A 25,985-nucleotide genomic window follows, 5' to 3' on the forward strand; every position below is an offset into this window, starting at 1 on the left:
TGATTATGCAACTAATTATAAGTTCCTTGATGAAGAAGTTTTACAGAAGGTTTCCTGATAATAATTTCTCCCTTAAGGTTTAGTTAAGCTTGCCCAAGTACATTGGCAGTTAATCCACCAGTGATCATTCTTTGCGACGTTTACTATTCGTTAAATGTAAAAGTCTTACAGTAGTTTAAAGAAAATCGAGACGTTTGGGGTTTAATTATGGATCAATTCCTGCCTTTTTCACGCCCGGCCATTGGGGATGAAGAAATTGCGGCGGTAGAAAAGGTGTTGCGTTCTGGCTGGATCACCACCGGGCCGCAAAATCAGCAGTTGGAAAGCGAGTTTTGCCGAACTTTCGGCTGCAAGCATGCGGTTGCCGTCTGCTCTGCAACGGCGGGAATGCACATCACTCTGATGGCTCTGGATATCGGGCCAGGGGATGAAGTCATTACCCCTTCACAAACCTGGGTTTCCACCCTCAACATGATCGAATTGCTTGGCGCTACGCCGGTGATGATCGATGTTGACCGGGACACTTTGATGGTCAGTGCAGCCGATGTTGAGGCGGCCATCACCCCACGTACCAAAGCGATTATTCCCGTTCACTATGCGGGCGCACCATTACCGATGGATGAACTGCGCGCAGTGGCTGAATGCCACAACCTCCCCCTGATTGAAGATGCGGCTCACGCCGTAGGCACCCGTTTCGATGGTGAATGGGTGGGCGCGCGGGGTACTGCCATTTTCTCTTTCCACGCCATCAAAAACCTGACCTGTGCTGAAGGCGGCCTGATCGCGACCGATGACGATGAACTGGCCGATCGCGTCCGCTGCCTGAAGTTCCACGGCCTGGGCGTTGACGCTTTTGACCGCCAACTGCAGGGGCGTAAGCCGCAGGCAGAAGTGGTTGAACCTGGCTACAAATACAACCTGTCAGATATTCATGCGGCGATTGCTGTGGTGCAGCTGGCGCGTTTGCCAGAGTTGAACGCCCGGCGCAAGGTGCTGGCGGAACGTTACCTGGCCGCGCTGCAAGATTCGCCTTTCCAGCCGTTGGGGTTACCAGATTATCCGCACGATCACGCTTGGCACCTGTTTATGGTGCGTGTTGATGAACAACGTTGCGGCATTGGGCGCGATCAACTGATGGAACGGCTGAAAGAAGTTGGGGTCGGCACCGGTCTGCATTTCCGCGCCGCCCATACGCAAAAATTCTACCGCGAACGTTACCCACAGCTGTCACTGCCCAATACCGAATGGAACTCGGCACGCCTGTGCACTTTACCGCTGTTCCCAGATATGACCGAAGCCGATGTCGATCGCGTGGTCAATGCCTTGTCTTCCGTATTGGAGTCTTCCCGTGTCTCGCGCTGAACCTATTAGCAAAGTTTCGGTGGTGATCCCGGTGTACAACGAGCAGGAGAGTTTACCTGCCTTGTTGGAGCGCACCACCGCCGCCTGTAAACAACTATTGCAACCTTATGAAATTATTCTGATTGATGATGGCAGCAGCGACAACTCTGCCGCCATGCTGACCGCTGCGGCGGAACAGCCTGATAGTTGCATTATTGCCGTGCTGCTGAACCGTAACTACGGCCAGCATTCCGCCATCATGGCGGGCTTCAATCAGGTCAGTGGCGATCTGGTGATCACCCTGGATGCCGATTTGCAAAACCCGCCGGAGGAAATTCCCCGTCTGGTCAGCGTCGCGGAAGAGGGTTATGACGTGGTGGGGACCGTGCGTGCCAACCGTCAGGACTCCTGGTTCCGCAAGACGGCTTCCCGCATGATCAATATGATGATCCAGCGCGCGACCGGTAAATCCATGGGCGACTATGGATGCATGCTGCGTGCCTATCGCCGCCATATCATTGAGGCGATGCTGCACTGCCATGAGCGCAGTACTTTTATTCCGATCCTGGCCAACACCTTTGCTCGCCGTACCACGGAGATCGAGGTGCGTCACGCTGAGCGCGAGTTCGGTGACTCCAAATATAGCCTGATGAAGCTGATCAACCTGATGTATGACCTGATCACTTGCCTGACTACCACGCCGTTGCGTCTGCTCAGCGTGGTAGGTAGCGTGATTGCGCTGTCAGGCTTCGTGCTGGCGGTGTTGCTGATCGTGCTGCGCTTGGTCCTGGGGCCGGAATGGGCGGCAGGCGGAGTGTTCACGCTGTTTGCGGTGTTATTCACCTTTATCGGTGCACAGTTTGTCGGTATGGGATTGTTAGGGGAGTACATCGGCCGGATTTATAACGACGTCCGCGCTCGTCCCCGCTATTTTGTCCAGAAAGTGGTCGGTGCCAAACCAACCCAAAATAATCAGGAAGAAGAATGATGAAAGCTATTGTATTTGCTTACCATGATATCGGCTGCGCAGGTTTGAAAGCGCTGACAGAAGCGGGCTATGACGTACAGGCCGTATTTACCCATACCGATGATCCAGGTGAAAACAACTTCTTCTCTTCCGTTGCTCGCCAGGGTGCTGAACTGGAGCTGCCGGTGTATGCGCCGGAAGATGTCAATCATCCGCTGTGGGTTGAGCGTATCCGTGAACTACAGCCGGATATCATTTTCTCTTTCTACTACCGCAATATGTTGAGCGATGAGATCCTTTCTCTGGCTCCTAAAGGCGGTTTTAACCTACATGGTTCACTGTTGCCACGCTACCGTGGTCGCGCGCCGATCAACTGGGCGCTGGTGAACGGCGAAACCGAGACCGGTGCTACGCTGCACAAGATGGTCAAACGTCCGGATGCCGGTGATATCGTAGGTCAGCATAAAGTGGCGATTTCCGAGCAGGACACCGCGCTGACGCTGCACAAAAAAGTGTTGGAAGCGGCGCAGATTGTCTTGAAAGAGCAGTTGCCGAAACTGAAAAACGGTACGGCCAGCCTGACGGTGCAAAACGAAGCGGAGGCCAGCTATTTTGGCCGCCGTACCGCTGCCGACGGTGAGATCCAATGGCACAAGTCTGCTCATGAAATCAACAACCTGGTACGTGCTGTCACCGAACCTTATCCGGGCGCATTCAGCTATCTGGGCCAGCGCAAAGTGATCGTTTGGCGCGCACGCGTGCTGGACACCGCGCATGATAAGCAGCCTGGCACGGTGCTGAGCACCACCCCATTGGTGATTGCCTGTGGTGAAGGCGCGCTGGAAATCGTGGCTGGCCAGAGCGAATCTGGTTTGTATGTACAAGGCAGCCGCTTGGCAGCGGAAATGGGCATGGTGAGCGACGTACGTCTGGCTGCCAAGCCAAGCTCTGTGATGAAGCGCCGTACCCGCGTGCTGATCCTGGGCGTGAACGGTTTTATCGGCAACCATCTCACTGAACGCCTGTTGCGCGAAGATCGTTATGATATCTATGGCCTGGATATCGGTTCTGATGCCATCAGCCGTTTCCTGGATAACCCACGCTTCCACTTTGTGGAAGGGGATATCAGCATTCATTCCGAGTGGATCGAATATCACATCAAGAAGTGCGACGTGGTTCTGCCGCTGGTGGCGATCGCCACACCGATCGAATACACCCGTAATCCGCTGCGCGTGTTCGAGTTGGATTTCGAAGAAAACCTGAAAATCGTTCGCGACTGTGTGAAATACAACAAACGCATCATCTTCCCGTCCACTTCAGAAGTTTATGGCATGTGCGACGATAAAGAGTTTGATGAGGACACCTCGCGTCTGATCGTCGGGCCAATCAATAAACAGCGCTGGATCTATTCGGTTTCCAAACAGCTGTTGGATCGGGTGATCTGGGCTTATGGGGCCAAAGAAGGCCTGAAGTTCACGCTGTTCCGTCCGTTTAACTGGATGGGGCCACGCCTGGATAACCTGGATGCGGCGCGTATCGGCTCATCGCGCGCGATCACCCAGTTGATCCTGAACCTGGTTGAAGGCTCACCGATCAAGCTGGTGGACGGTGGGGCGCAGAAACGTTGCTTTACCGATATCAACGACGGTATTGAAGCGCTGTACCGCATTATTGAAAACCGCGACGGCCAATGCGATGGTCAGATCGTCAACATCGGCAACCCAACCAACGAAGCCAGTATTCGTGAGCTGGCGGAAATGCTGCTGGCCAGCTTCAATGAGCATCCGCTGCGCGGCAATTTCCCGCCGTTTGCCGGTTTCAAGGACGTGGAAAGCAGTAGCTACTACGGCAAAGGGTATCAGGACGTTGAACACCGTACGCCAAGCATCAAGAATGCTCGCCGCCTGCTCGGCTGGCAGCCGACGATCGCTATGCAGCAAACCGTTGCCGAGACGCTGGACTACTTCCTGCGTACCACGGTAAAGGAAGGTGATGGTGCATGAGGAAGGTCGGCCTGCGAGTTGATGTAGACACCTTTAGCGGTACCCGTGAAGGGGTGCCGCGCCTGCTGGAACTGTTTGCCAAATACGATATTCAGGCCAGCTTTTTCTTCAGCGTCGGGCCGGACAACATGGGGCGCCACTTGTGGCGCCTGCTTCGTCCCCAATTCCTGTTGAAAATGCTACGTTCCAAGGCCGCTTCCCTGTATGGCTGGGATATCCTGCTGGCGGGAACTGCGTGGCCTGGGCGGAATATTTCCCGATCTTTGGGGCCGTTGATGAAGCGCACGTTGGAAGTGGGCCACGAAGTGGGGTTGCATGCCTGGGATCATCAAGGGTGGCAGGCCAAGGTGGGGCAGTGGTCCAAACCCGAGTTGACACGTCAGGTTCAGTTGGGTGTTGATGCACTGGCCAATGCGATCGGCCAACCGGTCCGATTTTCGGCGGTGGCGGGGTGGCGTGCCGATCAGCGCGTCGTGGAGGTGAAGCAAGGTTTTGGTTTCGAGTACAACAGTGATTGCCGCGGCACCCATCCTTTCCGTCCGCTATTAGAGAACGGCCAGCCGGGCACGGTGCAAATCCCCGTTACGCTCCCCACCTTTGATGAGGTGATTGGCCGTGAAACCAGCATGGCGGATTTCAATGATTATATTCTGCGAGCGATAGAAAACGATCGTGGGGTGCCAGTGTACACCATACATACCGAGGTGGAAGGTATGTCGCAGTCGGCCATGTTCGAACAGCTGTTACAGCGTGCAAAACAGCAAGGCATCGAGTTCTGCCCGCTGAGCGCATTGCTGCCCCAAGACGTGTCATCACTGCCGCTAGGCCGCATTATACGCGCACCATTTCCTGGCCGAGAAGGCTGGTTGGGTTATCAAACCGAAGTTGGGGGAGAAAAGGTTTCATGAAAGCGTTGAAAGGATCCTGGGCCATCGTATTGGCCATTTTTTTTGCCCTGGTGTATCTGCTGCCGGTGAATGGGCGGCTGCTGTGGCAGCCGGATGAAACCCGCTACGCCGAAATCAGCCGTGAAATGCTGGCACGCGGAGATTGGATAGTGCCTAATCTGCTCGGCCTGCGCTATTTTGAAAAGCCGGTCGCCGGTTACTGGTTTAACAACATTAGCCAGTGGTTGTTCGGCGATAGCAACTTTGCCGTGCGCTTTGGCTCGATATTCAGCACTGGCCTGACCGCCTTGCTGGTCTTTGCTCTGGCCTGGCTGATGTGGAAAAATGCGCGTCGTGCCTACCTGGCGGTGCTGATTTTCCTGTCAATGGTGCTGGTTTTCAGTATCGGTACTTATAGCGTGCTCGATCCGATGATCTCGCTGTGGCTGACGGCAGCCATGGTCAGCTATTACCTGACGCTGAAAGCCACCACAGCCAAAGGTAAGCTGGGTGGCTATGTGTTGCTCGGGCTGGCCTGTGGCATGGGTTTTATGACCAAAGGCTTTCTGGCGCTGGCAGTGCCGGTGATTGCCGTTATCCCCATTGTTATTCAGCAGCGTAAGGTCAAAGATCTGTTCTGCTATGGGCCAGTGGCGATCGTGGTGGCGGTACTGCTCAGCCTGCCGTGGGCGCTGGCAGTGGCCCAACGAGAGCCGGATTATTGGAACTACTTCTTCTGGGTGGAGCATATTCAGCGCTTTGCCGAAGAGAATGCCCAGCATAAGGCACCTTTCTGGTATTACATCCCGATCCTGATCGCTGCGGTACTGCCGTGGTTGGGGTTGTTGCCAGGTTCCCTGCTTAAGGGATGGCGTGAGCGTGTGCAGCGCCCGGAGCTGTTTTTCCTGTTGAGCTGGGTGGTGATGCCGCTGATCTTCTTCAGCATCGCCAAAGGCAAGCTGCCGACCTATATTCTGCCTTGCATGGCGCCGTTGGCACTGCTGATGGCGGCTTACGCCGAGGATTGCGCGGGGCAGTTACGTACTCGCGTCTTTAAGGTGAATGCCCTACTGAATGGCCTGTTTGGTCTGATTGGCATTATCGCGTTGTTGCTCATCGGCTCCGGTGTGTTACATAAAGTGCATCTGTTTACCGCCGATGAGTGGCCAAAAATCGTGCTCGGCCTGATTGCCTTTGGTGGTTGGCTGTTGTTTGCCGTGATTTCCGCTCGTGATAACGCAAAACGCTGGACCTGGGCGGCCGCCTGTCCGCTGCTGCTTTGTCTGTTGATCGGCTACGCTATTCCGCAGCAGGTGATCGACTCCAAGCAGCCGCAAAACTTCATTCGTGACAATATCGCCACGCTCAGCCAGAGCCAGTTTGTGTTGGCCGATCGTGTGGGTATCGCCGCTGGCCTGGCTTGGGAACTGAAACGCAGCGATGTGCTGATGTACGGTGAAAAAGGCGAGCTGAGTTATGGCTTGGCGTATCCCGATGCACGTGGCCACTATATCGGCGAAGAAGATTTTGCTGGCTGGTTGGCTCAGGCTCGCAAACAGGGGGATGTGTCACTGGTAATGCAACTCTCACGTGGTGAGCACGTGCCGACAGATTTGCCACCGCCAGACAGCGTGGTCGAGATGCACCGCATGGCATTGGTATGGTATAAGCAGCAACCATGATGGGGTATTTGTTGGTGATCCTGGTTAGCCTGTTCACCTGTGCGGGGCAGCTGTGTCAGAAACAGGCTGCCCTTACCTGGCAACAGGCTGGCGATCGGCGGCGGGCTTTAACGCTGCGCTGGTTGGCGCTGGCGGTGCTGCTATTGGGGCTGGGCATGCTGGTGTGGCTAAATGTGTTGCAGCGCCTGCCGCTCAGCCTGGCCTATCCGATGCTGAGCCTCAATTTTGTCCTGGTGACGCTGGCGGCACGCTGGTTGTTTAACGAGCCGACTACGGTGCGTCATTGGTGCGGCGTGGCGTCGATCATGCTGGGGATCCTGCTGATGAGTCTGCAATCATGAAAGGTTATCTTTGGGGGGCGGGCAGCGTTCTGTTAGTGACGTTGGCCCAGTTGCTGATGAAGTGGGGAATGGGGCAAATCCCGCTGTTGTCGTTTGCCGATGTTACCTGGCCGTTACTCAGCCAGTACGGAATTGCCTTGATAGCGGTGGCCGTTGGCATCTTCGGCTATGCATTATCAATGCTGTGCTGGTTCTTCGCGCTACATTATCTGCCACTGAACCGGGCTTATCCGCTATTGAGCGTCAGCTACGCGCTGGTTTACCTAGCGGCGGTGATCCTACCCTGGTTTAATGAATCGGCCACCTTGCTCAAAACGCTGGGGACGCTGTTTATTCTGTTCGGCGTCTGGTTGATTAACAGCCATCGGGCGGCAAAAAATCGTTAATAGCGGAAAAAAACGCTGTTGATTCGAATATCTCATGGACAAAACTTGCCTTTTTATTATCTTGAGCGATAAATTAATGCCAAACAGCATTCTCCTTACCTGGGGTGGCGTGGTGAAATATCGCAGGCGGTTGATCCGCTTCGGTGTTCAAGTGAAAGGTAAAATGCGATGCGTGTGTGGTTTCTATTAGCCAGTTTAATTCTCGCCGGTTGCAGTAGCCATGCGCCGCCGCCGAGTGGCCGTTTGTCCGATTCCATCGTGGTGGTAGCGCAATTGAACGAGCAACTGCGTCAATGGTATGGCACCCCGTATCGCTACGGTGGGCTAGATCGCGGCGGTGTTGACTGTTCCGGCTTTGTCTATCGCACCTTCAGCGATCGTTTTGATATGCAATTACCGCGATCCACGGCGCAGCAAACCGGGCTGGGGACCAAAGTCTCGCGCGACGAGCTGATGCCGGGCGATTTGGTGTTCTTTAAAACCGGCAGCGGAGAGAATGGCCTGCATGTGGGGATCTACGATACCAACGACGAGTTTATTCATGCTTCTACCAGCAAAGGCGTGACGCGTTCCTCACTCAACAACGTTTACTGGCGCAAGGTGTACTGGCAGGCGCGCCGGATTTAACGCCCCAAACCCGCTATCTGGTGTATTATGGCAGCACTGCATGATGAGGTGACTGCCATGAATTCCTTACGTTTATTGATTTCCGATTCCTACGATCCCTGGTTTAATCTGGCGGTAGAAGAGTGCATCTTCCGCGAAATGACCACGCAAAAAATCCTCTTCCTGTGGCGTAATGCCGAAACCGTGGTTATCTGATAGAATTCACACATAAGAGTATGCTTTATGTGAGACTTCGTCATGACCAAGAAACGACCCCACATCTACACCCGCGTATCAAAAGCAAAGCAAATTGAAGGTAGTGGTTTAGACGAGCAAGCAGCAAGAATTCAGCAATACCTCAAAGACAAGCAACATCTTTTTGAAGGTGAGCCTGTTTACTGGACAGATGTTGGTCTTTCTGCATATAGAAACAAAAACATCACTGACGGCCAGCTTGGTAAGTTCATGGAACTGGTTGATTCTGGAGCTATAGGTGAGGGGGATGCTCTAATCATCTACAGCCTTGACCGCCTATCACGCCGTTCTGCTTGGGATGAGGTTACTATTCCCAAAATTGTTAATAGTCGCTGTGATATCCATGATGTGAGTACGCCTGTAGTACTTAAACATGACGATCCTTTTTCTAAGATAATCATGGAGTTGATTATCCAACGTGGAAACAACGAGTCTAAAATAAAATCTGAGCGTTCTACCAGCGGTTGGGAGATGCGTTTTGATAATATGGTGAAAAAAGGCGATGTTATGACTCGGCGTTTACCTCGATGGCTTGATTACGATGAGTCATGTGGTTACACCCTCAAAGAAAGAGAAGTAAGTATAATTCGCGATATATTCAAGGATTACGCCAGCGGGATAAGTAGTCCTGTTATTGCAAAGCGTTTAAACTCAGAAGGTATTCTAATTAACGATTCTCTATGGCGTCCAAATGCTATTACCAAACTAATTAAGGATGAGCGGCTTCTTGGGTTCTTTCGTGGAATACGTAATAATGTAAACATTCCAAACATATTCCCAAAAATCATAGATGAAGAAACATTTGTTCTTGCTAACCGAATTTTGAAAATTGCTGGGGCAGGGAAGAAGGGTAGACCCCGCTATAACGAGAAAGATCGCACAGTAAGAAATATACTCACTGGTTTTATTCGTTGCGGTAAATGTGGGGGGCCAGTAACAACATCAGTCAATGGTAAAGGCGACCGCTATATTCGATGTAGAAATAGAATTAACTTTGTTAATTGTAATGCGGAAGGTTTCCGCTATGATCTTGCAGAAAAAATTGTTTTTAGCCATGTTAAGAATGTTGATTTCTCTAAGATAATCAATGGTGATTCGCGATCTGATGAGCTTGAAGCATTAAAAGTTGAACTGGTAGAACTTCAACTTGAGGAAGCCAAATGGATCAAGGCCATAGAAGATCGTAGAAAAAACAAACAACGGGATTCATTAGTATTTGCAGATGGTTTAACAAATGCACAAGATCGAATTGAGGAGATACGCGTAGAAATAAGTAATATCTCCATTAAAGAACCAGTACCTGTTTTTGATGATTGGGATATTGCTACTATAATGAACCCTGAGAATGTAGATCTTCGATTATCAGCCCGGAAGATGCTTCTTCAAATATTAGATACAATAAGTTTCACTCGTGATGATACGCGAATAAGTTTTAAGCTTAAATATCACTCTGATATAGTGGAGCATATCGTTATTGCTAATATTAAAACCATGAGGATAATCAGTCATGGATCTGTCGGCATGGAAGGGAGTGAGTTTATTTTTCGTTCTAATTTCATGGATGTGAATTTTGATACTGGAAAAGCAACGTACCACACAATTACAGATCCGGAAGAGTTATCTTTAGTAGCTGAAGCGGCAGAAACATGGAATATATTTATGGAGAGTGCATTTGAACAGGCAAGGAAAAGATCAGAAGAGTCAAAGTAATGAGAACAGTATATTAGATATAAATTTCTTCATTACTCACATTTAGGAAGAAGAATTACTAACCTCGCAGAAGGCCCGCTATGAGGTTTTAATCTTATAAGTAGGGTTACGCATCAAGTTTTATAAAAAACGCCTCATAATGGCTTACAGAGCCTTTTAGGCAGCTACACCTTCTTACTTTCGATTGATGTAACATGTAAGACTACAAAAAACGTTTTACTGGTACTGGAAGTAATAAATATAGTCATAAGACTGTTTCAGTACTTTTAATTGAAATAACTGTTAAAATGGAATGATAAATATACCGTGACACTTGTTATGTTCATTAACTATTTTTAAAATAGATGAAACGAAATCAAAAAATGTGTTATAATATATAATAAGTAAAAATCTGTTTGATTGAGCTATTAGCTCAAATAAAATAAAGCCTGATCCTATCGACAATGTAGATGGCAGATGAGAAGTTCAAACAGTTCGAAGTGCAAATGAGACCCGTAGAAAAAATCGTAAGTGAAACCAATCCAAAAAGGTTATAAAAGCTATATGCAGTCACACGAATCACGGCAATGCGGCACTATAAAGAGTACACTAAGCATTTAAAGTGCTCCATGATAGACATATATGGATCGCATCCTTACCAACTTGCTAAGGGAGTTTTTCTGAATGGAAAAATTGCGATAGATTTATACAATATAGATCCGTCCAAATTTCAGAGAAACAAGTACTAAATTTGATTGTATAGATTTAGTACTATGTGGGGTTAGACCCCGACCGTTGCATATGACTGCGATATGAGAGAAACAGAGCAACCCGCTTTCGCACTCCAAAAATTAGACAATATAGAACCGTCTAAAATTTGAGTAATTCGCAATACAATTAAATCCGACGACTATCATCGTCAGAATGAAAACAAGTACCTTAATTGGTACTTTTTTATTTTCATCATTCCCCCTGCGGGGGGGATGATAACTCCTCAACAAATCTCGTCAGTATGAATCGTGTTGAACGTTTTGAAGTATTTCGAGTTAAGTAACTAAAAGTAGGAGCTTCCGCGTAAGCGAACTACTTTTAGTTACTTAATGAGAGTACTCACGTAGTGAGTACTTGACAGTTAATAAATTATCATACATATATAAAGCTATTAAAAAATGTTGGCAAGAGTGTATCGGCTTTTTTTCCTTATTTTTAGGCTTTTTTGACAATCAAAGCACGTCATTTTTTGTAAGCCTGTAATATCGAAATACATAGAATTCCTAATTTAATACGTTTTTAGGTTGTTAAAATACAATCATAAATTCATGCATATTTTAATGATCTCTGTTGAAATCCCATTAGTGCTATTTTCCAAAGTGCTTAAGTGTTCATGGTATGTATGGTTAAGAGCTTTTCGTAATTAACTAAAATATATTTTCATTAGTTTTGTCAATTGACTATGTTAATAATTAGTGTGCCACGTCGCTGTTTTTTTATTGATGTGTAATTTAACTTCAGATACACTCTATTGCATACAGTATCATTGGGGTTTTTGATATGATCTTTTTATTATTAGGTTTGTAGGGGGGGGGTTATGACTTCTGTTGTTTGCTGGCTAAATAATGATGAATATTTTCCTGGGATTTGGGCTGTTTCAGACTCGCGGGTTTCTAGTAATGGTGGGGTAATGACGGATTCTTTACAAAAGTTATTTGCAATACCACTAAACCTCTATGGAGAAGACGATTTAATATTGAAACAGAATCCAAAAAAAATATTGAATGTTGGGTTTGGGTTCGCGGGCAGTACTCTGATTGGTTCCAGTGTTAAAGAAATTCTGACAATTTGTCTGGATAATCTTTCTGAAATAGCCTATTACGATAAAGCTGGAACGGTTGATGTTTCGATAGATAAACGCACACCAAGCATTGAAGAAATAGCGTTACTTACCGGGAGAATCGCTAAAAATTATCTGCTCAGCATGGGATTCTGCTATCCGAAAAGTGCTCGTTGTGAAATGGTTATCTTCGGCTACTGTCCTAAAGAAAAAACCAACAGAATATTTTTAATAAAAAATTCCCCGGCTAGACCAGAGGTGATTTTAGTTGAGGAGCAAGCAGTTGGAGAGGATACTTATGTTATTTTAGGAGATAAGAAAAATGAGGTTTATGAAATGATTAGCAAAAAAAACGAGATTTGCAAATTAACACCTTTTGATCAAGGAAGGGGGCCGATTGTAGCACTTCAGCAGATTATTAAAGATGAGGCTGTTACAACTATTGGCGGGCATGTACAAATATGTATCACAACATCATCAATGGCTAGAATAATGTATGTTTCAATCTTATCTGAGTTTAAGTTCTCACCGTTTCTTGGTTTTGATTTTTCGGATATTGGAACATTAGGTGGGTTTACTATAAATGTATCTCCTGGCATGTCAATTAATGAGAAATTATTGGACTGATCTTTTAATTTTTCAGGAGATACTATTCATAGAGTTATCAATTGAATTAAAACGCACAACTTGATAATTAGGTTAATCATTGTGTTTTGTAATTCCTTAAATTTACGCATTATATTTCTTTTAAAATCAATGTGTTAGAGTGCTTTATTTTTAAATGCATTTGGTAAATTTCTCTTACTTTAATACGAAATGTGTTGTATTATATAAGAAAATTTTGTTGGGTGTGAAATGGACAATCAACTAATCGAAAAGGTTAAAAAAGAATGCTTCCGTATTGAAGAGGATGCACTTTATTCATCTAAATCGCATTACAATGCATCATCTCCATGGGAAAAACTCAATCTAATTATTGGAATACCTATAGCTATACTGGCGGCTGTAGCTGGTTTAACGGCACTTAAAAACATGCCTACTACGACAATTATTATATCATTTGTGCTTACAAGCTTAACGGCTTTAAACACAGCATTAAACCCCAGCAAAAGAGCAAGTCAGTATAAGTCTGCCGCTGGTGATTATAATAACCTGAAGAATGATGTACGTATTTTTAGAGAGCTAGAGCTATTTGAAACAAAATTAACAGATAAAGAAATTAAGGAGAAAATTAATGTTTTCTCTGATCGTAGAAACCAGTTGAATAAAAGTTCACCAACAATTCCTAGGTGGGCATACAAGCAGACTCAATCCGACTTCAAAAATGATTTTGTTCGATATGAAATTGACAAGGAAAAATCATGACAGTTCAAACATATCTCGACTCTATCGCTAAAGATGCAATTTTAAGAGATAGCACTATTACTACGTCGATTAATACATTAAAAAGTAGGCTAGGCTATTATTTTAATACAAGCACAGTTAACGGACATTTCATTTTTGGCTCTAATACACGTTATACTATGTTACCACGTAAATATGACTCTAAATCTGATGTGGATTATATGGTTGTGTTCAATAATACTGGTTATCAGCCACAAACATACTTAAATAAATTAAAGTCATTCGTAACCACTTACTATGCAAGTTCTGAAATTGCACAGAGCCATCCAACGATAAGACTGAACCTCAATCATATAACTTTCGAGTTAGTACCGGCTGTTTATGAAGCTTTATATGGTTATCAAATTCCAGCCCCTTCTAATAATTTTGAAACATGGATTAATACTGACCCCAATGCATTCAACACAGAATTAACAATAAAGAACGTCGATAATTACTACTTAATTAAACCATTGGTTAGAATTCTTAAGTATTGGAATGCTAATGCTGGATACGTTTTTGAGTCTTACAGCTTAGAAAGAGAGATAGTAAAAATGAATTTCTTTTTTTGTTATAATATAAAAGATTACTTTTATTCTGCTGTTGAACAAATATCTTGCTCTTATTTTTCTGCACAGTGGAAAAAAAATGCTGTTACAAAACTGAAAGCTACTGTAGTAGAGGCGAAAAAATATGAAAATGATAATATGCCATATACAGCCGAATCAACAATAAAGAAAGTTTTACCCGATATCCTATAAAACAAGTGCTTAAAAAAGCATCATGCTAATGAAGTGCTGCCTCATGAAATACTATAGGAATGGGGCAGTGCTAAACAAGTCCAATTTTATAACAAAAGTACTTATCGCTGTTTATAAGCAGTTTCTTGGAATAAATTATCAGCAGGAGTAGGATTATTTTTGTGGATAACTTGCACTCGTAAAATCAGAGGTGATCAATGTCATTTGATTTCCTCGTAATGGTACAAATGGAAAGGATACGTAATCTAAATTTCTTTGAGTCATATTGAAATATAAATTTTTATCTTCTAATTCAAGTTTACTTGAATGCACGGGATACGTTCCTTCTCCTTTAAATGTAATTAGAAATGCTATAGGGAAAAAATGCATGCAGCAACACAAGCAAGCATGACCCTCGTTATAAAATGTTGTAAGTTGAGCTGTGATTTGAGTTTTATTTGGATAAAACCAATAGTAAAAGTCGTGAGTCAGCCCTATATCTGAATTTTTACCTAAAACAAATTCGCGTAAAGGCAGATAGTAATCACTGCTTATGGCCCCTTTTTTGCACACTTCGACAGATGTTGCAGCCAGAAGATGGCCTACCATTGCTCTTAGGAAGAGAAGTGCATTGAATGGCACAGGGATAATATTTCCATAATAATGTTTGCCTTCCAAATATTGCTTTATCTGTAATATAAAATTCTCTATAGGCTTGCCTATTTCATTGTCCAGTGAACCAAGCACGACATTGTTGCAATTTTTACAGATGGTTTTAAAAATCGCTCCCCAGCGGGCATTTACAGGTCTAACTTCTTCTGCATAATAATGCTCTGAAACGGTCTTTTGGAACATTGGCTGAATTGTTGTTGCACAACGAGGAGGTACGTGATCTTTGCTTAAAAAACCATATTCTCCGCAAATTACACAATATCCTTTATCAATTCGAGCGTTTTTTAGTCTCTCAGAAATTTTACTCATCCATAATCCATTTAAAAATTAGTGACTTATAGTTTTCAATATTGACTTTAGCATAGCATTTTCCAAATGCCTCTTGTCTAATATTGCATATTTTTTGAGTATACCTAAAAAGAACCAGTAGAATCACCAACCATTTTGGTTCATTAAATGTACTTTACAACTTAAAACAGACTTTATATAATGAACCATCCAAAACAGACTATAGAGTGTTCAATATGCGTGTGTATGCTTACCTTCGAGCTTCGACTCAGGAGCAAGATGCGACAAGGGCAAAATCTGAGCTTGAAGAGTTTGCACAATCGAACAATTTCCGAATCTCGAAGTTCTTCATTGAGAATGAATCTGGTGCCAGCCTGCAACGTCCTGAGCTTTTCCGTTTACTTGATATAGCAGAACGAGGTGATGTTCTACTGTGTGAACAGATTGACCGTGTATCAAGATTGACTAACGAAGATTGGAAGAGTCTACGACAGAGAATCGAAAGCAAGGGGGTTAGGCTCGTTTCTCTTGACTTACCCACGAGCCACCAGCTTTTGCATAGTACTGACGAGTTTACCCAACGTATGTTCGAAGCTTTGAACAGTATGATGCTTGATATGTTGGCTGCGATTGCCCGTAAGGATTACGAAGATCGCCGTAGGCGACAAAAACAGGGCGTTGAGAAAGCTAAGGCAAACAATCGCTATAAGGGCCGTCCTATCGATCATGAACTACATCGGAAGGTTGAAGAATTGCTCACTGATGGGAAAAGTTGGAATAAAATCCAGGATCTTATTGGCTGTTCAAGAGCTACAATTGCTAAAGTTTCCAAAAAATTAAGTACTGAGTTCAGTGAAAAATGATACCAAAGTGGTTTTTAAATTTCATGAATATAATTTAATAACATAGTGGCTTAAAAAATAAAATGGATGCTTACATGATTGCAATGTAAACATCCAATTGATATCTAATGATTTTTTAAGTATCTATGTAACTCAATTATCTATACGATCAAGTACAAGATAAGTGGGTTCGCACATACTTCCTCTTTCTTGAGTCCAGTAATAATCTAAATCCGCAACTCTATCATTTAGTCCGTTATCTACGCGATTAACTTGCAATCTTAATCCCGCTAAATCTTCATATGATAGACCTGATTTGACGATGAACTTGTATTTAACACCACTCTCCATTTCTGACTTTATTAGAAACGGTGTCATTTGCTTTTCGATCTCTTTGAGACATACTACATTATTGTCAATGGTAAATGGCTTATCTTCTTTGCCATTAATAACTTTAGCATTAGCTGTTGAGATTACTAACATAACTGATAGGATTAAAAACTTCTTCATTTTACTATCTCCAATACGTTATCGCTGTTTGAGTTCCCTTACAGATCTTTGTATTGCTTCTTTGCCGTTGTTCTTTTCTTTTTTCTTCAATTTGTTCCATGCTTCAGTTGATGAATGAGCGTATATATTTTCAGCATAGACCACACCACTTCCTGCTACAACATATTCTACTTTGTATTCCTTCAATCCTGAAGCCATAGAGTGACCTGTGAATAATACAGTGGTTAATAGTGCAGCTAATATTCTTTTTTTCATGATTAATTCCTTTTAATTTTTATAGTAGTCGGCTAAAGGTTTAAAAAATGAATAAACCATATTTGCTAATTCAGTAGCGTTTTTCTGATCAAACGAGCTGCACTCAAGTGAAGCGTTACATATCCCCATGTAAAGTTGCTTACTTGATATGTCATATCTATAGAAATATGTATAGTCACTTGATTGACCATGAACAGTAGTTACTTCAGTTTGCTCTATGCTATCGTTTTTAACGGTTCTTAGTACTTGAGTAATAGCCTTATAATGTGCTTTTGCTTCTTCTTCATTCATCGCGACATGGAAGGTTTTGTTTTTATCTCCTTCAAATTCAAGTAGATAAACAAAATTATTACCATTGCTATCAACCCCGGTAGTATTCATATATAGTTTTCCACGGCCATATACACTATCAATGAACATATTATGTGCTTGCGATACATCCCAGTGTTTATAACTTGGATATAATTCCTTGTATGCTTTCGTATTAAATTGAGGTGCGGAACGTTCTGCTTCAATGATTTTATTTTTCTCTGCCTTATCTAATGACTCTGTATCTTCTTTTACTTTTTTATCAAGAGCGAATTTTGAATAGTCATCAACGTTATAGATGTTATTACGCTTTGCTTCTGAAAAGTCTTTCTCTGAATTAAAACCTAATTCTTTAGCTTGCATGCTATCAGCGTAAGAATTAAATGCATTTCCAATATAAAGTAACACAATGAATAGTACTGGAACTGTATAGTTATTTAGGCACTTTAATCTTTTTACTGAAATTACTTTATCTTGTACTTTTTGAAATGCTAATGAAGCCCACCCAATAGATAGTATACCTACAAATACTGTCACGATAGACGATAACACAAGAAATGTTGCAGACCACATTTTAATACCCTGTCCACTTAGTTCATGAATGGTTGCGATGCTATATATAATAGCCACTAATCCGAAGAAGTTGTATAGTACTACTTGGATAATTTGGAGTTTATTAATCCATCCCTTTTTATAACAAAAAATAGATAAACCGATACAGATTGCTATTAGTACGAATCCAATCATTTAAAACTATCTCCCTAAATTAACTAACGCGAATCACGTTACCCTTGTGATCAACAGTAACTTTTACTGTTTTGTGACAATTGCGGCATTGGCCTACGCCCGTACCGTTTTTTGAAACACCAGTCTGAACAGTAGTAGTACTCCCGCAGTGTGGGCATCCGATTGTGAAACTTGAAGACATACAGCCTCGCAGATTTGTTGGTTTATGTAACTTTTAGCCGTTTTCATAATACCAATGTAAATAGTAAAATTAAAGAAATCGATCCTACAGATCTATAATTTTGATTGAAAAAATGAAAGTAGGGTAAGTATTTGTTAGTGATACTTACCGCGAAATTTATGTAAGTCATTGATATTTATAAATAAATGTATTTTACGTAACTGAGTTGTTGGTTTTAGATTCTGTAATATGAGATTGAAGGTGGGATAACGTTTCATTGCTGAATTAGTTCTGTTGCTCGTAATGAGGGGGATCGTGTTGGTTACATGGTGGTGCAAGCCTACAGAGGGCAGGGTTCAGTGCTTAGTCGGTTTTCAGAAAAAACACTACATATAGTATTGAATTATTTTATCGATGCCATATTATGTGATTTCTACTTAGCATGAGGATGTACCAATGGGTAAAAATCAGCATGTTGTACCTCACAATGGTCAGTGGGCTGTTCGTGGGGAAGGTAATCAGAAGGTCACGTCTATTCATTCAACACAGCAGCAGGCGATTGATGCGGGGAGAGAGATATCTCGTAATCAAGAAAGTGAGTTGGTGATCCATCGCCCTAATGGGCAGATTCGTGATAAGGATTCTCACGGAAAAGATCCATACCCGCCTAAAGGTTAAATTGAGGAGCCGTGAGGCTCCCTTCATGCGACAATCGAATTGTTTGTGTGAAATGCTAACTAAAACCGTGGTGATCGGCCAGTCGCAGAACCCGTGGAAAGAGTGCAATACCCGGCGGATGGAGCAGGATGGCATTCGTCTGGCACGGCGCAGCAGCGGCGGCGGGGCAGTGTTTCACGATTTGGGCAATACCTGCTTTACCTTTATGGCCGGTAAGCCCGGTTATGATAAAACCGTCTCTACCGGCATTATTCTGGCGGCGCTGAAACAGCTGGGTGTTGATGCTTCGGCTTCCGGACGTAACGATTTGGTGGTCGAAACGGCCGACGGAGTGCGCAAGATCTCCGGCTCAGCCTACCGCGAAACTCAGGATCGCGGTTTTCATCACGGTACGCTGCTGTTGAATGCCGATCTCAATCGCCTGGCAGACTATCTCAATCCCGATCCGAAAAAATTGCAGGCGAAAGGCATCACTTCCGTGCGTTCCAGGGTCGCCAACCTGGCCGAGTTTGTGCCAGAAATCGACCATCAGCAGGTTTGTGACGCCATCATTCAGGCTTTCTTCGCCCATTATGGTGAAACGGCACAGCCGGAAGTGATCTCCCCGGATGTCTTCCCAGACCTGCCTGATTTTGCCCAGCAATTTGCCAAGCAGAGCAGTTGGGAATGGAATTTTGGCAAAGCGCCAGCGTTTAGCCACTTGCTGAATGAGCGCTTTACCTGGGGTGGGGTGGATATCTTCTTTGACGTGGAGAAGGGCGCGATTGTACGCGCGCAGATCTTCACCGACAGCCTTAACCCTGCGCCATTACAGACTTTGGCCGAAAAGCTGGTGGGCTGTGCCTATCGCAGCGAGGCGTTGGCAGACTGTTGTGCACAGCTGGTAGCGCAATATCCGCAGCAGGAGAACGAGCTTAGTGAGTTGCGGCGTTGGCTGTTGGAAACCATCAAGTAGTGCTGTGTGGCAAATAAATTAGGAATTTTATTAATAAAATCAGGTGGTCGCCGCATCACCTGATCGTTGAACATCAAAAATGAATTCACACCTTGCATAAGGCTATTAATTTGTAACGATAGCTGCCGCAAAGTAAATTAACGCATCTGACTGCCTGCACAAAAAAACATCGCTAAAACTATCAATTACTTGGCAATGCCTGGCTAATCGCATTACTATTTCTGAACTATCTCCCAGGGATTGATCGGTATAACTTATTGTTATAGGATGTTTTGCACGCCATTAAGCCTCTGGCATTAAAATGAATATTCAATCTGACGTTGATTTTATTAGTCAGTATGTCTTCCTGCCGATTTACGCCATGACGGGAAGATTACTGGCGGTGGAACTTCTCACCCGTTTTACTGGCTCGGGCGATAACCTGGCGATGCCTACGGAGATCGGCCTGCGGTTATTAACCCCGGAACAAAGGATTGAGTTATTCAACGACCAGTTAATGCTGGCCGAAAAGCAGGCCTCGTGGTTTGTTGCCAACAAGGTGCTGTTGACCATTAATATCGAAGAAACGGTTGTCGATTGGCTGCTTGGCAGCGAAGAGCGTCGTCAACGCGTTCAGCAGTTGCCGTTTATTGCCTTTGAAATCAACGAGAGTTTCCCCAACCTTTCCGCGGGGAAAGACAACGGGAAAATCCGCTTGTTAAGTGCTTACTTTTCGCTGTGGCTCGATGGCTTCGGTTCGGGCAAAGCGACGTTGACCGCGTTGTACGATGGTTTATTTGATGTTGTGAAGATCGACAAACGTTTTTATTGGCAATTGGTTACCCAACAGGGATATGACCTGGTTATCGATTCACTGCTTAAGAATATCAATCAACTTTGTAAGGGAGTTATTGTTTGCGGCATTGAGAAACATGAGTATTTCAATAAACTGACCAACACCGGTGTTTTAGGGCTACAGGGATTTTTATGGCCTGCCATCAGTGTGGATAATCTGCGGTCTCTACGCAGGATTGCTGAAGAGTTCGATAATAATAACTGATTTTTGCTTACACACCGGGGTAAATAGTGGACTGGATGATTTTTACCGTGATCCCAGTACTGATAATTATTGTCGCTTTATCATTGATAAAGCACTTTAGCCATGCGCGTAGTAGGTCATTAAAAGACTCACGTCGCCGGCGCTAAATAACCAAGCTAACAGGGCTCACCACCGCTTTTTAGTCTACCACGCCCCTGCTGCTTTCCGGCCAGGGGCGATTCCCTTGTAAATCCTCCGTGTTAATCCGCTCCTCCAGGCTCTACACTAAGCATTACGGAGGGCCTATGCCGCAATTTGAAAACGCTTATTACCAACAGCTGCCTGGTTTTTATACCGCACTGCAGCCGACGCCGCTCAAAGCGGCCCGTTTGCTGTATTACAGCCAGCCGCTGGCTGAGGAACTGGGGTTGGACGCTAGCTGGTTTACTCCAGAGAAAACGCCAATCTGGGCAGGTGAAACCCTGTTACCCGGCATGCAGCCTTTGGCGCAGGTTTACAGCGGCCATCAGTTTGGTTCCTGGGCGGGGCAGTTGGGAGATGGCCGGGGGATCCTGCTGGGTGAACAGCGGCTCGCGGACGGCCGCAGTATGGACTGGCATCTGAAAGGCGCTGGGTTAACGCCGTATTCCCGCATGGGCGATGGGCGGGCGGTGCTGCGCTCGGTGATCCGTGAATTCCTGGCCTCCGAGGCGCTATACCATTTGGGGATCCCGACGACGCGGGCCCTGACAATTGTCACCAGCGAGCATCCGGTGTTCCGTGAACAACCGGAGCGCGGGGCAATGCTGCTGCGAGTGGCGGAAAGCCATGTCCGCTTTGGTCATTTCGAACATTTCTATTACCGCAAACAGTCGGAACAGGTCAGGCAACTGGCGGACTTCGTTATTGCGCGCCATTGGTCGCAATGGGTTGATGAACAAGATCGCTATCTGCTGTGGTTTACCGATGTGGTGGAACGTACCGCACGTATGATTGCTCACTGGCAGTGCGTGGGGTTTGCCCACGGGGTGATGAATACCGACAATATGTCGATCCTCGGCCTGACGATGGATTATGGGCCTTATGGGTTCCTTGATGACTACCAGCCAGACTATATCTGCAATCACTCCGATCATCAGGGCCGTTATGCGTTCGATAACCAGCCAGCCGTGGGGCTATGGAATCTGCATCGATTGGCGCAAACGCTGTCCGGTTTGCTGAGTGCCGAGCAGTTACAGCAGGCGCTGGCCGCCTATGAACCGGCGCTGATGCAGGCTTATGGCGAGCAAATGCGTGCCAAACTGGGCTTCTTCACCCAGTCAAAACAGGATAACGATCTGCTGACCGGCTTATTGAGTCTGATGGCACAAGAAGGGCGTGACTACACTCGAACCTTCCGTCTATTGAGCGATGTTGAGCAGCAACAGTCGCAAACGCCAATGCGCGATGAATTTATCGATCGAGAGGCGTTTGACGGCTGGTATCAACAATATCGCCAGCGCTTACAGCTTGAACAGGTGAGTGATGCCGAGCGCCAGCAAGCGATGAAGCTGGCGAATCCTAAACTGATTTTGCGTAATTATCTGGCGCAGCAGGCCATCGAAGCGGCAGAGGAGGACGATGTCACTAAGCTGGCACGTTTGCACCAGGCGTTGCTGCAACCTTTTGCCGATGATGCCCAGTATGACGATCTGGCGGCCTTGCCACCGGATTGGGGCAAGCATCTGGAAATTTCCTGTTCGAGCTGAATGCAGCAAGCCCTCCATGGCTTACCGTTACTGACGTAAAAACACCTGCGGCAGTGCGGTTTCCGGGTGGGCGGCGACACCGAGATCTGCCTGATACCAACGCGTCAGGATATCCGTCTGTAATACCTGCTGCGGGGTACCGGAAGCGACCAGGCGGCCCTGATGCAACAGCAGAATGCGATCGGCGTACAGCGCGGCCAGATTAAGATCGTGCAATACGCAACAGACCGCCAACGGCTGCTGACGCGTCAGGGAGCGGAGCAGGCGTAAGGTATGTTGTTGATGATACAGATCGAGCGCCGAGGTGGGTTCGTCAAGGAATAACCAGGATGGTGCGGGTTGTGGCTGCCACAACTGCACCAATACTCTGGCCAGTTGCACCCGCTGCTGTTCCCCGCCGGAAAGCTGGCGGTAATCACGGTGGGCCAGGCTGGTGCAATCGGTCTGCTCCATCACCTGTTGGATCGCCCGTTTGGCATCGCGCCCGCTATGCGGGGAGCGTCCCATGGCAACCACTTCTTCTACGGTAAACGGAAAGGCCAGCTCGCTGTGTTGACGCATTACCGCCCGGACCTTGGCCAACTGCTGCGGTTGCCACTGCTCAAGCGGTTTACCTTGCAGGCGGCACTCGCCACAGTCTGCGGCCAGATAACCGGTAAGTAAGCGAAGCAGGGTCGACTTCCCCGCGCCGTTGGGGCCAATAATCGCCACCATCTCACCGCTGGCGATGCTTAGGGAGACATCGGTGATCAGCCGGCGATCCCCCAGGTTGTAACGCAACTGCCGTGCTATCAGCATTGATGAATCATCCATCGGAGCGCTCCCGCTGGCGCATCACCAGCCACAGAAAATAGGGACCACCGATCAGGCTGGTCATCAGGCCTACCGGCATTTCTGCCGGGGCGACCAGCGTACGTGCCAGGGTATCGCTCACCAGCAGCAGGCAGGCACCGCCGAGTGCAGAGGCTGGTAACAACCAGCGGTGATCGCCCCCAAGCCGCATGCGCACCAGGTGGGGGACCACCAGGCCAATAAAGCCGATCACGCCACTCATCGCTACGGCGGCCCCAATCAGCAGGGCGCTGAGTAATAGCAACTGCAGCTTGGCGCGTTGCACATTGACCCCAAGGTAATGTGCCTCTTCATCGCCCAGCTGTAGCAGATTCAAACGACGAGCCTGTAACAGCGTCAGCAATGCGGCAGGCAGGATCAGCGAAGCGGATACCACCAGGGTGGGCCACTGTGACTGGCTAAGGCTGCCCATCATCCACAGCGAAAACTGACGTAATTGCTGGTCGCTACTGAGGTACGACAGCACGCCAATCGCTGCCATGCACAGCGCATTGATGGCGATACCGGCCAGCAACAGCCGCGACAGGCTGCCGTGTCCGCTGCGGCTGATGCCGTAAATCAGTATTGAAACCAGCAGGCTGCCAAGAAACGCCGCCAGCATATGGCTATACAGAGCGATGAGCGGGGGCAGGGCCAGCGGCATGACGATCACCAGGGCGACGAACAGTGCGCCGCCGCTGCTGATCCCCAACAGGCTGGGATCGGCCAAGGGGTTGCGGAACAATCCCTGCATCACCGCCCCGGAAACCGCCAACGCGCAGCCGATCACTACGGCCAATAGCACGCGTGGCAGGCGAATATTCAGCCAGATATGCCAGGAGGCATCGCTGAAAGGAGCCTGCCACAGGGTTCGAAATGACAGTGTCAACGCCCCAAGGTTAGCGGCCCCAAGCGCCAGGATCGTCAGCAGGATCAGCAGGCTGACGATCGCCAGGCGGGGTGAGGTTCGGCAACGCATTACTTTTGCTCCGCCGCTTTACGCAACAGGCCCAGCGCCTGCGGCGTTTCCAGACCAAAACCGAGCAGTGCCATATCATCAACGATCAGCACGCGGCGATTTTTCCCCGCCGGTGTCAGAGCCATGCCGGGCAACAGCCACAGGTTTTCCTGGCCACCGATGGAGCGAACGCCATCGGTAGTCACCAACAGCAAGTCTGGTGCGCTGGCAATCACGCCCTCTTGCGAGAGCGGGCGGTATCGGCTGAAACCTTGCATCGCGTTTTTCAACCCAGCGGCTCTGATAATGGCATCTGCCGCGGTTTGCTGGCCCGCGGCCATGGGGGTGATACCTCCGTGACTCATCACGAACAGCACTTTCACCGGTAGCGGCGTATTGGCTATCGCTGCCAACTGTTGCTGATAGCGTTCGGCCAACTGCTTGCCTTGGCTACTGCGATTGATGGCATCGGCTATCACGCTGATTTTTTCGGGCACCGCCTGCACGGTGGTATCCCCAGGGATACGCACCACCTTTACGCCACTGTCTTCCAATTGCCTGAGTACCAACGCTGGCTCTGCCAACTCGGTAGTCAGGATCAGGGTGGGTTTCAGCGCCAGAATACCTTCGGCATTCAGCTGGCGCATATAGCCTACGTCGGGCAATTTCTGCACCGCAGCAGGGTGCAAACTGGTACTGTCTCGTGCCACAACTTCATCGCCCGCGCCCAGCGCGAAGGCAATTTCGGTCACGTCACCACCTATCGAAACAATCCTCTCGGCCGCCACGGCGGCTAATGGAAACGCCAGGGCGATGCACAGCGCCAGGCGACGGGGCAATGAAGCTATCATGCGGCGACTTCCTTCGGTTCAAGTGCAGCAACCTGCTCACGCCACTGGAGCTGCTCCGGTTGGCCTTCGGTACGCTGCCCGTAGAGTTGGGCGATCTGGGTGCCATCGGCGGCAAACAGTTCCAGGCTAGTGACCATGCCATCTTTGGTTGGTTTACGTGTGATCCAGCTTTCGGCGATCGCCCCTTCAATCAGGTGCAGGGTAAAGTGGCGGTTGAAGATGTTGACCCAGCCGTCCTGCGGCATCAGGCGTTCGATCTGGCCGGTAAAGATTTGCACACAGCCCCGGTTGCCGACGAAGATCATGATTTCGTTCTGCGCAGACTTGGCGGCTTCCAGGAGCGCCGTCAGCGCGCTGTTGTCCACACGATAGGCCAGATCGTTACCCACGGCGCGGAAGGCCTGTTGGCGGGTCAGATTATTGCGGCTCAGCAGTTGGAAGAACTGGTGGACGTCGGTCATGGCTCGCCAGTCGGCATCGATTTTGGCGGCATCTGGCGCGCTGTTGCTCTCTTTAATTTCGGCCGGTTGCAGCTCCAGTGTCGGGTTTTCCGCACTTTGATGGCGCTCGACCAGGGCGAACCAGGCGGCGAGATCGGTTTCGTCTGTGGTGTAGACCTTATGCAGCGCGTCGCCTTGATGATCAAAGAACTGAATGCTGTGGCGCACGCCACGCTTGTTGGTTTCACTCAGGGCAAAAACGCTGGCCCAGTGGTTGAGGAACAGGCGCAGATCCAGCTCGCGCGGATTGAGGATCAGCCCGGCATGGCCATTGAGGTGCTGATTCTGATAACGTCCAATCTGCTCGTGTACCGCATAGCTGTTACGCGTGATGGATTTGGTGACGCCAACCTGTTCCAGTTCGGTTAGCAGCGTACGGGCATCGGCCTGCAGGCGACGAGCATCGTGGCCGACGCGGGCGTGGGTCAGTTCGCCTTCGCTGATACCCAACAGCTCGGCCAGATCGCGGGCATATTTACCTGGGTGATCAATTTTCGCCTGCTCATAACGTTGGTATAGGGTCTCGCTCATTAATTTGTTTCCTGTGCTGGT

At 47.4% G+C, this 25,985-nt stretch carries 24 protein-coding genes and 2 pseudogenes; 18 read left to right on the top strand and 8 right to left on the bottom strand.

The genetic code is table 11. The features are described from left to right. Nucleotides 1-207 precede the first annotated feature (207 nt). From arnB to KGP17_RS11880, 13 genes and pseudogenes are all read left to right on the top strand, one after another. Nucleotides 208-1,362, top strand: a complete 1,155-nt coding sequence (gene arnB, locus KGP17_RS11820) for a UDP-4-amino-4-deoxy-L-arabinose aminotransferase (protein WP_223499404.1) — start codon at nt 208-210, stop codon at nt 1,360-1,362. Beyond that, nucleotides 1,349-2,329, top strand: coding sequence for an undecaprenyl-phosphate 4-deoxy-4-formamido-L-arabinose transferase (gene arnC / locus KGP17_RS11825; RefSeq protein ID WP_021804588.1), 981 nt, complete (start codon nt 1,349-1,351; stop codon nt 2,327-2,329). The genes arnB and arnC overlap by 14 nt, the downstream gene beginning before the upstream one ends. After that, nucleotides 2,329-4,311 carry a bifunctional UDP-4-amino-4-deoxy-L-arabinose formyltransferase/UDP-glucuronic acid oxidase ArnA gene (gene arnA, locus KGP17_RS11830; RefSeq protein ID WP_059202021.1) on the top strand — a complete coding sequence of 661 codons (1,983 nt, stop codon included), beginning with the start codon at nt 2,329-2,331 and terminating at the stop codon, nt 4,309-4,311. Before arnC ends, arnA begins: the two co-directional genes overlap by 1 nt. Beyond that, nucleotides 4,308-5,219, top strand: coding sequence for a 4-deoxy-4-formamido-L-arabinose-phosphoundecaprenol deformylase (arnD, locus tag KGP17_RS11835; protein ID WP_021804586.1), 912 nt, complete (start codon nt 4,308-4,310; stop codon nt 5,217-5,219). The genes arnA and arnD overlap by 4 nt, the downstream gene beginning before the upstream one ends. Then, nucleotides 5,216-6,880, top strand: coding sequence for a lipid IV(A) 4-amino-4-deoxy-L-arabinosyltransferase (gene arnT / locus KGP17_RS11840; RefSeq protein WP_021804585.1), 1,665 nt, complete (start codon nt 5,216-5,218; stop codon nt 6,878-6,880). The genes arnD and arnT overlap by 4 nt, the downstream gene beginning before the upstream one ends. Then, nucleotides 6,877-7,221, top strand: coding sequence for a 4-amino-4-deoxy-L-arabinose-phosphoundecaprenol flippase subunit ArnE (gene arnE / locus KGP17_RS11845; protein WP_021178136.1), 345 nt, complete (start codon nt 6,877-6,879; stop codon nt 7,219-7,221). Before arnT ends, arnE begins: the two co-directional genes overlap by 4 nt. Next, nucleotides 7,218-7,607, top strand: coding sequence for a 4-amino-4-deoxy-L-arabinose-phosphoundecaprenol flippase subunit ArnF (gene arnF, locus KGP17_RS11850; RefSeq protein ID WP_021804584.1), 390 nt, complete (start codon nt 7,218-7,220; stop codon nt 7,605-7,607). Before arnE ends, arnF begins: the two co-directional genes overlap by 4 nt. Before the next feature lie 168 nt (nt 7,608-7,775). Then, nucleotides 7,776-8,234 (top strand): NlpC/P60 family protein, encoded by a 459-nt coding sequence (locus KGP17_RS11855; RefSeq protein WP_021178133.1) that lies wholly within the window; start codon nt 7,776-7,778, stop codon nt 8,232-8,234. A gap of 57 nt (nt 8,235-8,291) precedes the next feature. After that, nucleotides 8,292-8,426, top strand: a pseudogene (lplA, locus tag KGP17_RS11860) (lipoate--protein ligase LplA); the annotation flags it as partial. Between the two features lie 45 nt (nt 8,427-8,471). Further along, nucleotides 8,472-10,178 (top strand): recombinase family protein, encoded by a 1,707-nt coding sequence (locus KGP17_RS11865; protein ID WP_223499406.1) that lies wholly within the window; start codon nt 8,472-8,474, stop codon nt 10,176-10,178. 1,567 nt (nt 10,179-11,745) lie between these two features. Further along, nucleotides 11,746-12,615, top strand: a complete 870-nt coding sequence (locus KGP17_RS11870; protein ID WP_223499408.1) for a hypothetical protein — start codon at nt 11,746-11,748, stop codon at nt 12,613-12,615. Nucleotides 12,616-12,843: 228 nt separating this feature from the next. Next, nucleotides 12,844-13,353, top strand: a complete 510-nt coding sequence (locus tag KGP17_RS11875; protein WP_223499410.1) for an SLATT domain-containing protein — start codon at nt 12,844-12,846, stop codon at nt 13,351-13,353. Continuing rightward, complete coding sequence (locus tag KGP17_RS11880) at nt 13,350-14,132, top strand: nucleotidyltransferase (RefSeq protein ID WP_223499412.1); 783 nt, start codon at nt 13,350-13,352, stop codon at nt 14,130-14,132. The genes KGP17_RS11875 and KGP17_RS11880 overlap by 4 nt, the downstream gene beginning before the upstream one ends. A 153-nt stretch (nt 14,133-14,285) precedes the next feature. Here KGP17_RS11880 and KGP17_RS11885 read toward each other — a convergent pair whose 3' ends face one another. Next, nucleotides 14,286-15,092: a chaperonin gene (locus KGP17_RS11885; RefSeq protein WP_223499414.1), complete on the bottom strand. Its 807-nt coding sequence runs from the start codon at nt 15,090-15,092 to the stop codon at nt 14,286-14,288. 215 nt (nt 15,093-15,307) lie between these two features. On the opposite strand from KGP17_RS11885, the gene KGP17_RS11890 reads away from it, so the two are divergent. Further along, nucleotides 15,308-15,934 carry a recombinase family protein gene (locus KGP17_RS11890; protein WP_223499416.1) on the top strand — a complete coding sequence of 209 codons (627 nt, stop codon included), beginning with the start codon at nt 15,308-15,310 and terminating at the stop codon, nt 15,932-15,934. A gap of 132 nt (nt 15,935-16,066) precedes the next feature. Here KGP17_RS11890 and KGP17_RS11895 read toward each other — a convergent pair whose 3' ends face one another. The 3 genes from KGP17_RS11895 to KGP17_RS11905 are packed head-to-tail and all read right to left on the bottom strand — an operon-like array spanning nt 16,067 to nt 17,734. After that, nucleotides 16,067-16,423 carry a hypothetical protein gene (locus tag KGP17_RS11895; RefSeq protein ID WP_223499418.1) on the bottom strand — a complete coding sequence of 119 codons (357 nt, stop codon included), beginning with the start codon at nt 16,421-16,423 and terminating at the stop codon, nt 16,067-16,069. Between the two features lie 18 nt (nt 16,424-16,441). Continuing rightward, nucleotides 16,442-16,678, bottom strand: a complete 237-nt coding sequence (locus KGP17_RS11900; protein WP_223499420.1) for a hypothetical protein — start codon at nt 16,676-16,678, stop codon at nt 16,442-16,444. 12 nt (nt 16,679-16,690) lie between these two features. Next, nucleotides 16,691-17,734, bottom strand: coding sequence for a hypothetical protein (locus KGP17_RS11905; protein WP_223499422.1), 1,044 nt, complete (start codon nt 17,732-17,734; stop codon nt 16,691-16,693). A gap of 616 nt (nt 17,735-18,350) precedes the next feature. On the opposite strand from KGP17_RS11905, the gene KGP17_RS11910 reads away from it, so the two are divergent. The 4 genes and pseudogenes from KGP17_RS11910 (at nt 18,351) to KGP17_RS11925 (ending at nt 22,293) form a co-directional block, all read left to right on the top strand. Next, complete coding sequence (locus KGP17_RS11910; RefSeq protein WP_223499424.1) at nt 18,351-18,572, top strand: DUF2188 domain-containing protein; 222 nt, start codon at nt 18,351-18,353, stop codon at nt 18,570-18,572. Between the two features lie 64 nt (nt 18,573-18,636). Then, a pseudogene (locus KGP17_RS11915) lies at nt 18,637-19,527 on the top strand (lipoate--protein ligase); the annotation flags it as partial. 301 nt (nt 19,528-19,828) lie between these two features. Further along, complete coding sequence (locus KGP17_RS11920; RefSeq protein ID WP_021804581.1) at nt 19,829-20,566, top strand: EAL domain-containing protein; 738 nt, start codon at nt 19,829-19,831, stop codon at nt 20,564-20,566. Between the two features lie 284 nt (nt 20,567-20,850). Next, entirely contained in the window at nt 20,851-22,293 is a 1,443-nt protein-coding gene (locus KGP17_RS11925; protein WP_223499426.1) for a protein adenylyltransferase SelO, read from the top strand. A gap of 27 nt (nt 22,294-22,320) precedes the next feature. Here KGP17_RS11925 and KGP17_RS11930 read toward each other — a convergent pair whose 3' ends face one another. The 4 genes from KGP17_RS11930 to KGP17_RS11945 are packed head-to-tail and all read right to left on the bottom strand — an operon-like array spanning nt 22,321 to nt 25,964. Further along, the gene (locus tag KGP17_RS11930; RefSeq protein ID WP_223499428.1) at nt 22,321-23,106 is read right to left on the bottom strand and encodes a heme ABC transporter ATP-binding protein; all 786 of its coding nucleotides are present in this window, start codon (nt 23,104-23,106) and stop codon (nt 22,321-22,323) included. Then, nucleotides 23,099-24,103, bottom strand: coding sequence for an iron ABC transporter permease (locus tag KGP17_RS11935; protein WP_179247398.1), 1,005 nt, complete (start codon nt 24,101-24,103; stop codon nt 23,099-23,101). The genes KGP17_RS11930 and KGP17_RS11935 overlap by 8 nt, the downstream gene beginning before the upstream one ends. After that, nucleotides 24,103-24,933: a hemin ABC transporter substrate-binding protein gene (locus KGP17_RS11940; RefSeq protein WP_094981798.1), complete on the bottom strand. Its 831-nt coding sequence runs from the start codon at nt 24,931-24,933 to the stop codon at nt 24,103-24,105. The genes KGP17_RS11935 and KGP17_RS11940 overlap by 1 nt, the downstream gene beginning before the upstream one ends. Beyond that, nucleotides 24,930-25,964, bottom strand: coding sequence for a hemin-degrading factor (locus KGP17_RS11945; protein WP_223499430.1), 1,035 nt, complete (start codon nt 25,962-25,964; stop codon nt 24,930-24,932). The genes KGP17_RS11940 and KGP17_RS11945 overlap by 4 nt, the downstream gene beginning before the upstream one ends. Between the last annotated feature and the right edge of the window lie 21 nt (nt 25,965-25,985).

Source organism: Serratia sp. JSRIV001 (assembly GCF_019968745.1).
GTDB classification, from domain to species: Bacteria; Pseudomonadota; Gammaproteobacteria; order Enterobacterales; family Enterobacteriaceae; genus Chania; species Chania fonticola_B.

Coding starts and splice junctions, on each gene's coding strand:
- arnF (WP_021804584.1), top strand. CDS start 7,218: ATGAAAGGTTATCTTTGGGGGGCGGGCAGCGTTCTGTTAGTGACGTTG.
- KGP17_RS11895 (WP_223499418.1), bottom strand. CDS start 16,423: ATGAAGAAGTTTTTAATCCTATCAGTTATGTTAGTAATCTCAACAGCT.
- KGP17_RS11890 (WP_223499416.1), top strand. CDS start 15,308: ATGCGTGTGTATGCTTACCTTCGAGCTTCGACTCAGGAGCAAGATGCG.
- KGP17_RS11865 (WP_223499406.1), top strand. CDS start 8,472: ATGACCAAGAAACGACCCCACATCTACACCCGCGTATCAAAAGCAAAG.
- arnT (WP_021804585.1), top strand. CDS start 5,216: ATGAAAGCGTTGAAAGGATCCTGGGCCATCGTATTGGCCATTTTTTTT.
- KGP17_RS11880 (WP_223499412.1), top strand. CDS start 13,350: ATGACAGTTCAAACATATCTCGACTCTATCGCTAAAGATGCAATTTTA.
- KGP17_RS11905 (WP_223499422.1), bottom strand. CDS start 17,734: ATGATTGGATTCGTACTAATAGCAATCTGTATCGGTTTATCTATTTTT.
- KGP17_RS11910 (WP_223499424.1), top strand. CDS start 18,351: ATGGGTAAAAATCAGCATGTTGTACCTCACAATGGTCAGTGGGCTGTT.
- arnA (WP_059202021.1), top strand. CDS start 2,329: ATGAAAGCTATTGTATTTGCTTACCATGATATCGGCTGCGCAGGTTTG.
- KGP17_RS11925 (WP_223499426.1), top strand. CDS start 20,851: ATGCCGCAATTTGAAAACGCTTATTACCAACAGCTGCCTGGTTTTTAT.
- KGP17_RS11870 (WP_223499408.1), top strand. CDS start 11,746: ATGACTTCTGTTGTTTGCTGGCTAAATAATGATGAATATTTTCCTGGG.
- KGP17_RS11875 (WP_223499410.1), top strand. CDS start 12,844: ATGGACAATCAACTAATCGAAAAGGTTAAAAAAGAATGCTTCCGTATT.
- arnB (WP_223499404.1), top strand. CDS start 208: ATGGATCAATTCCTGCCTTTTTCACGCCCGGCCATTGGGGATGAAGAA.
- arnE (WP_021178136.1), top strand. CDS start 6,877: ATGATGGGGTATTTGTTGGTGATCCTGGTTAGCCTGTTCACCTGTGCG.
- KGP17_RS11885 (WP_223499414.1), bottom strand. CDS start 15,092: ATGAGTAAAATTTCTGAGAGACTAAAAAACGCTCGAATTGATAAAGGA.
- KGP17_RS11920 (WP_021804581.1), top strand. CDS start 19,829: ATGAATATTCAATCTGACGTTGATTTTATTAGTCAGTATGTCTTCCTG.
- KGP17_RS11930 (WP_223499428.1), bottom strand. CDS start 23,106: ATGGATGATTCATCAATGCTGATAGCACGGCAGTTGCGTTACAACCTG.
- KGP17_RS11940 (WP_094981798.1), bottom strand. CDS start 24,933: ATGATAGCTTCATTGCCCCGTCGCCTGGCGCTGTGCATCGCCCTGGCG.
- KGP17_RS11945 (WP_223499430.1), bottom strand. CDS start 25,964: ATGAGCGAGACCCTATACCAACGTTATGAGCAGGCGAAAATTGATCAC.
- KGP17_RS11900 (WP_223499420.1), bottom strand. CDS start 16,678: ATGAAAAAAAGAATATTAGCTGCACTATTAACCACTGTATTATTCACA.
- KGP17_RS11935 (WP_179247398.1), bottom strand. CDS start 24,103: ATGCGTTGCCGAACCTCACCCCGCCTGGCGATCGTCAGCCTGCTGATC.
- KGP17_RS11855 (WP_021178133.1), top strand. CDS start 7,776: ATGCGTGTGTGGTTTCTATTAGCCAGTTTAATTCTCGCCGGTTGCAGT.
- arnD (WP_021804586.1), top strand. CDS start 4,308: ATGAGGAAGGTCGGCCTGCGAGTTGATGTAGACACCTTTAGCGGTACC.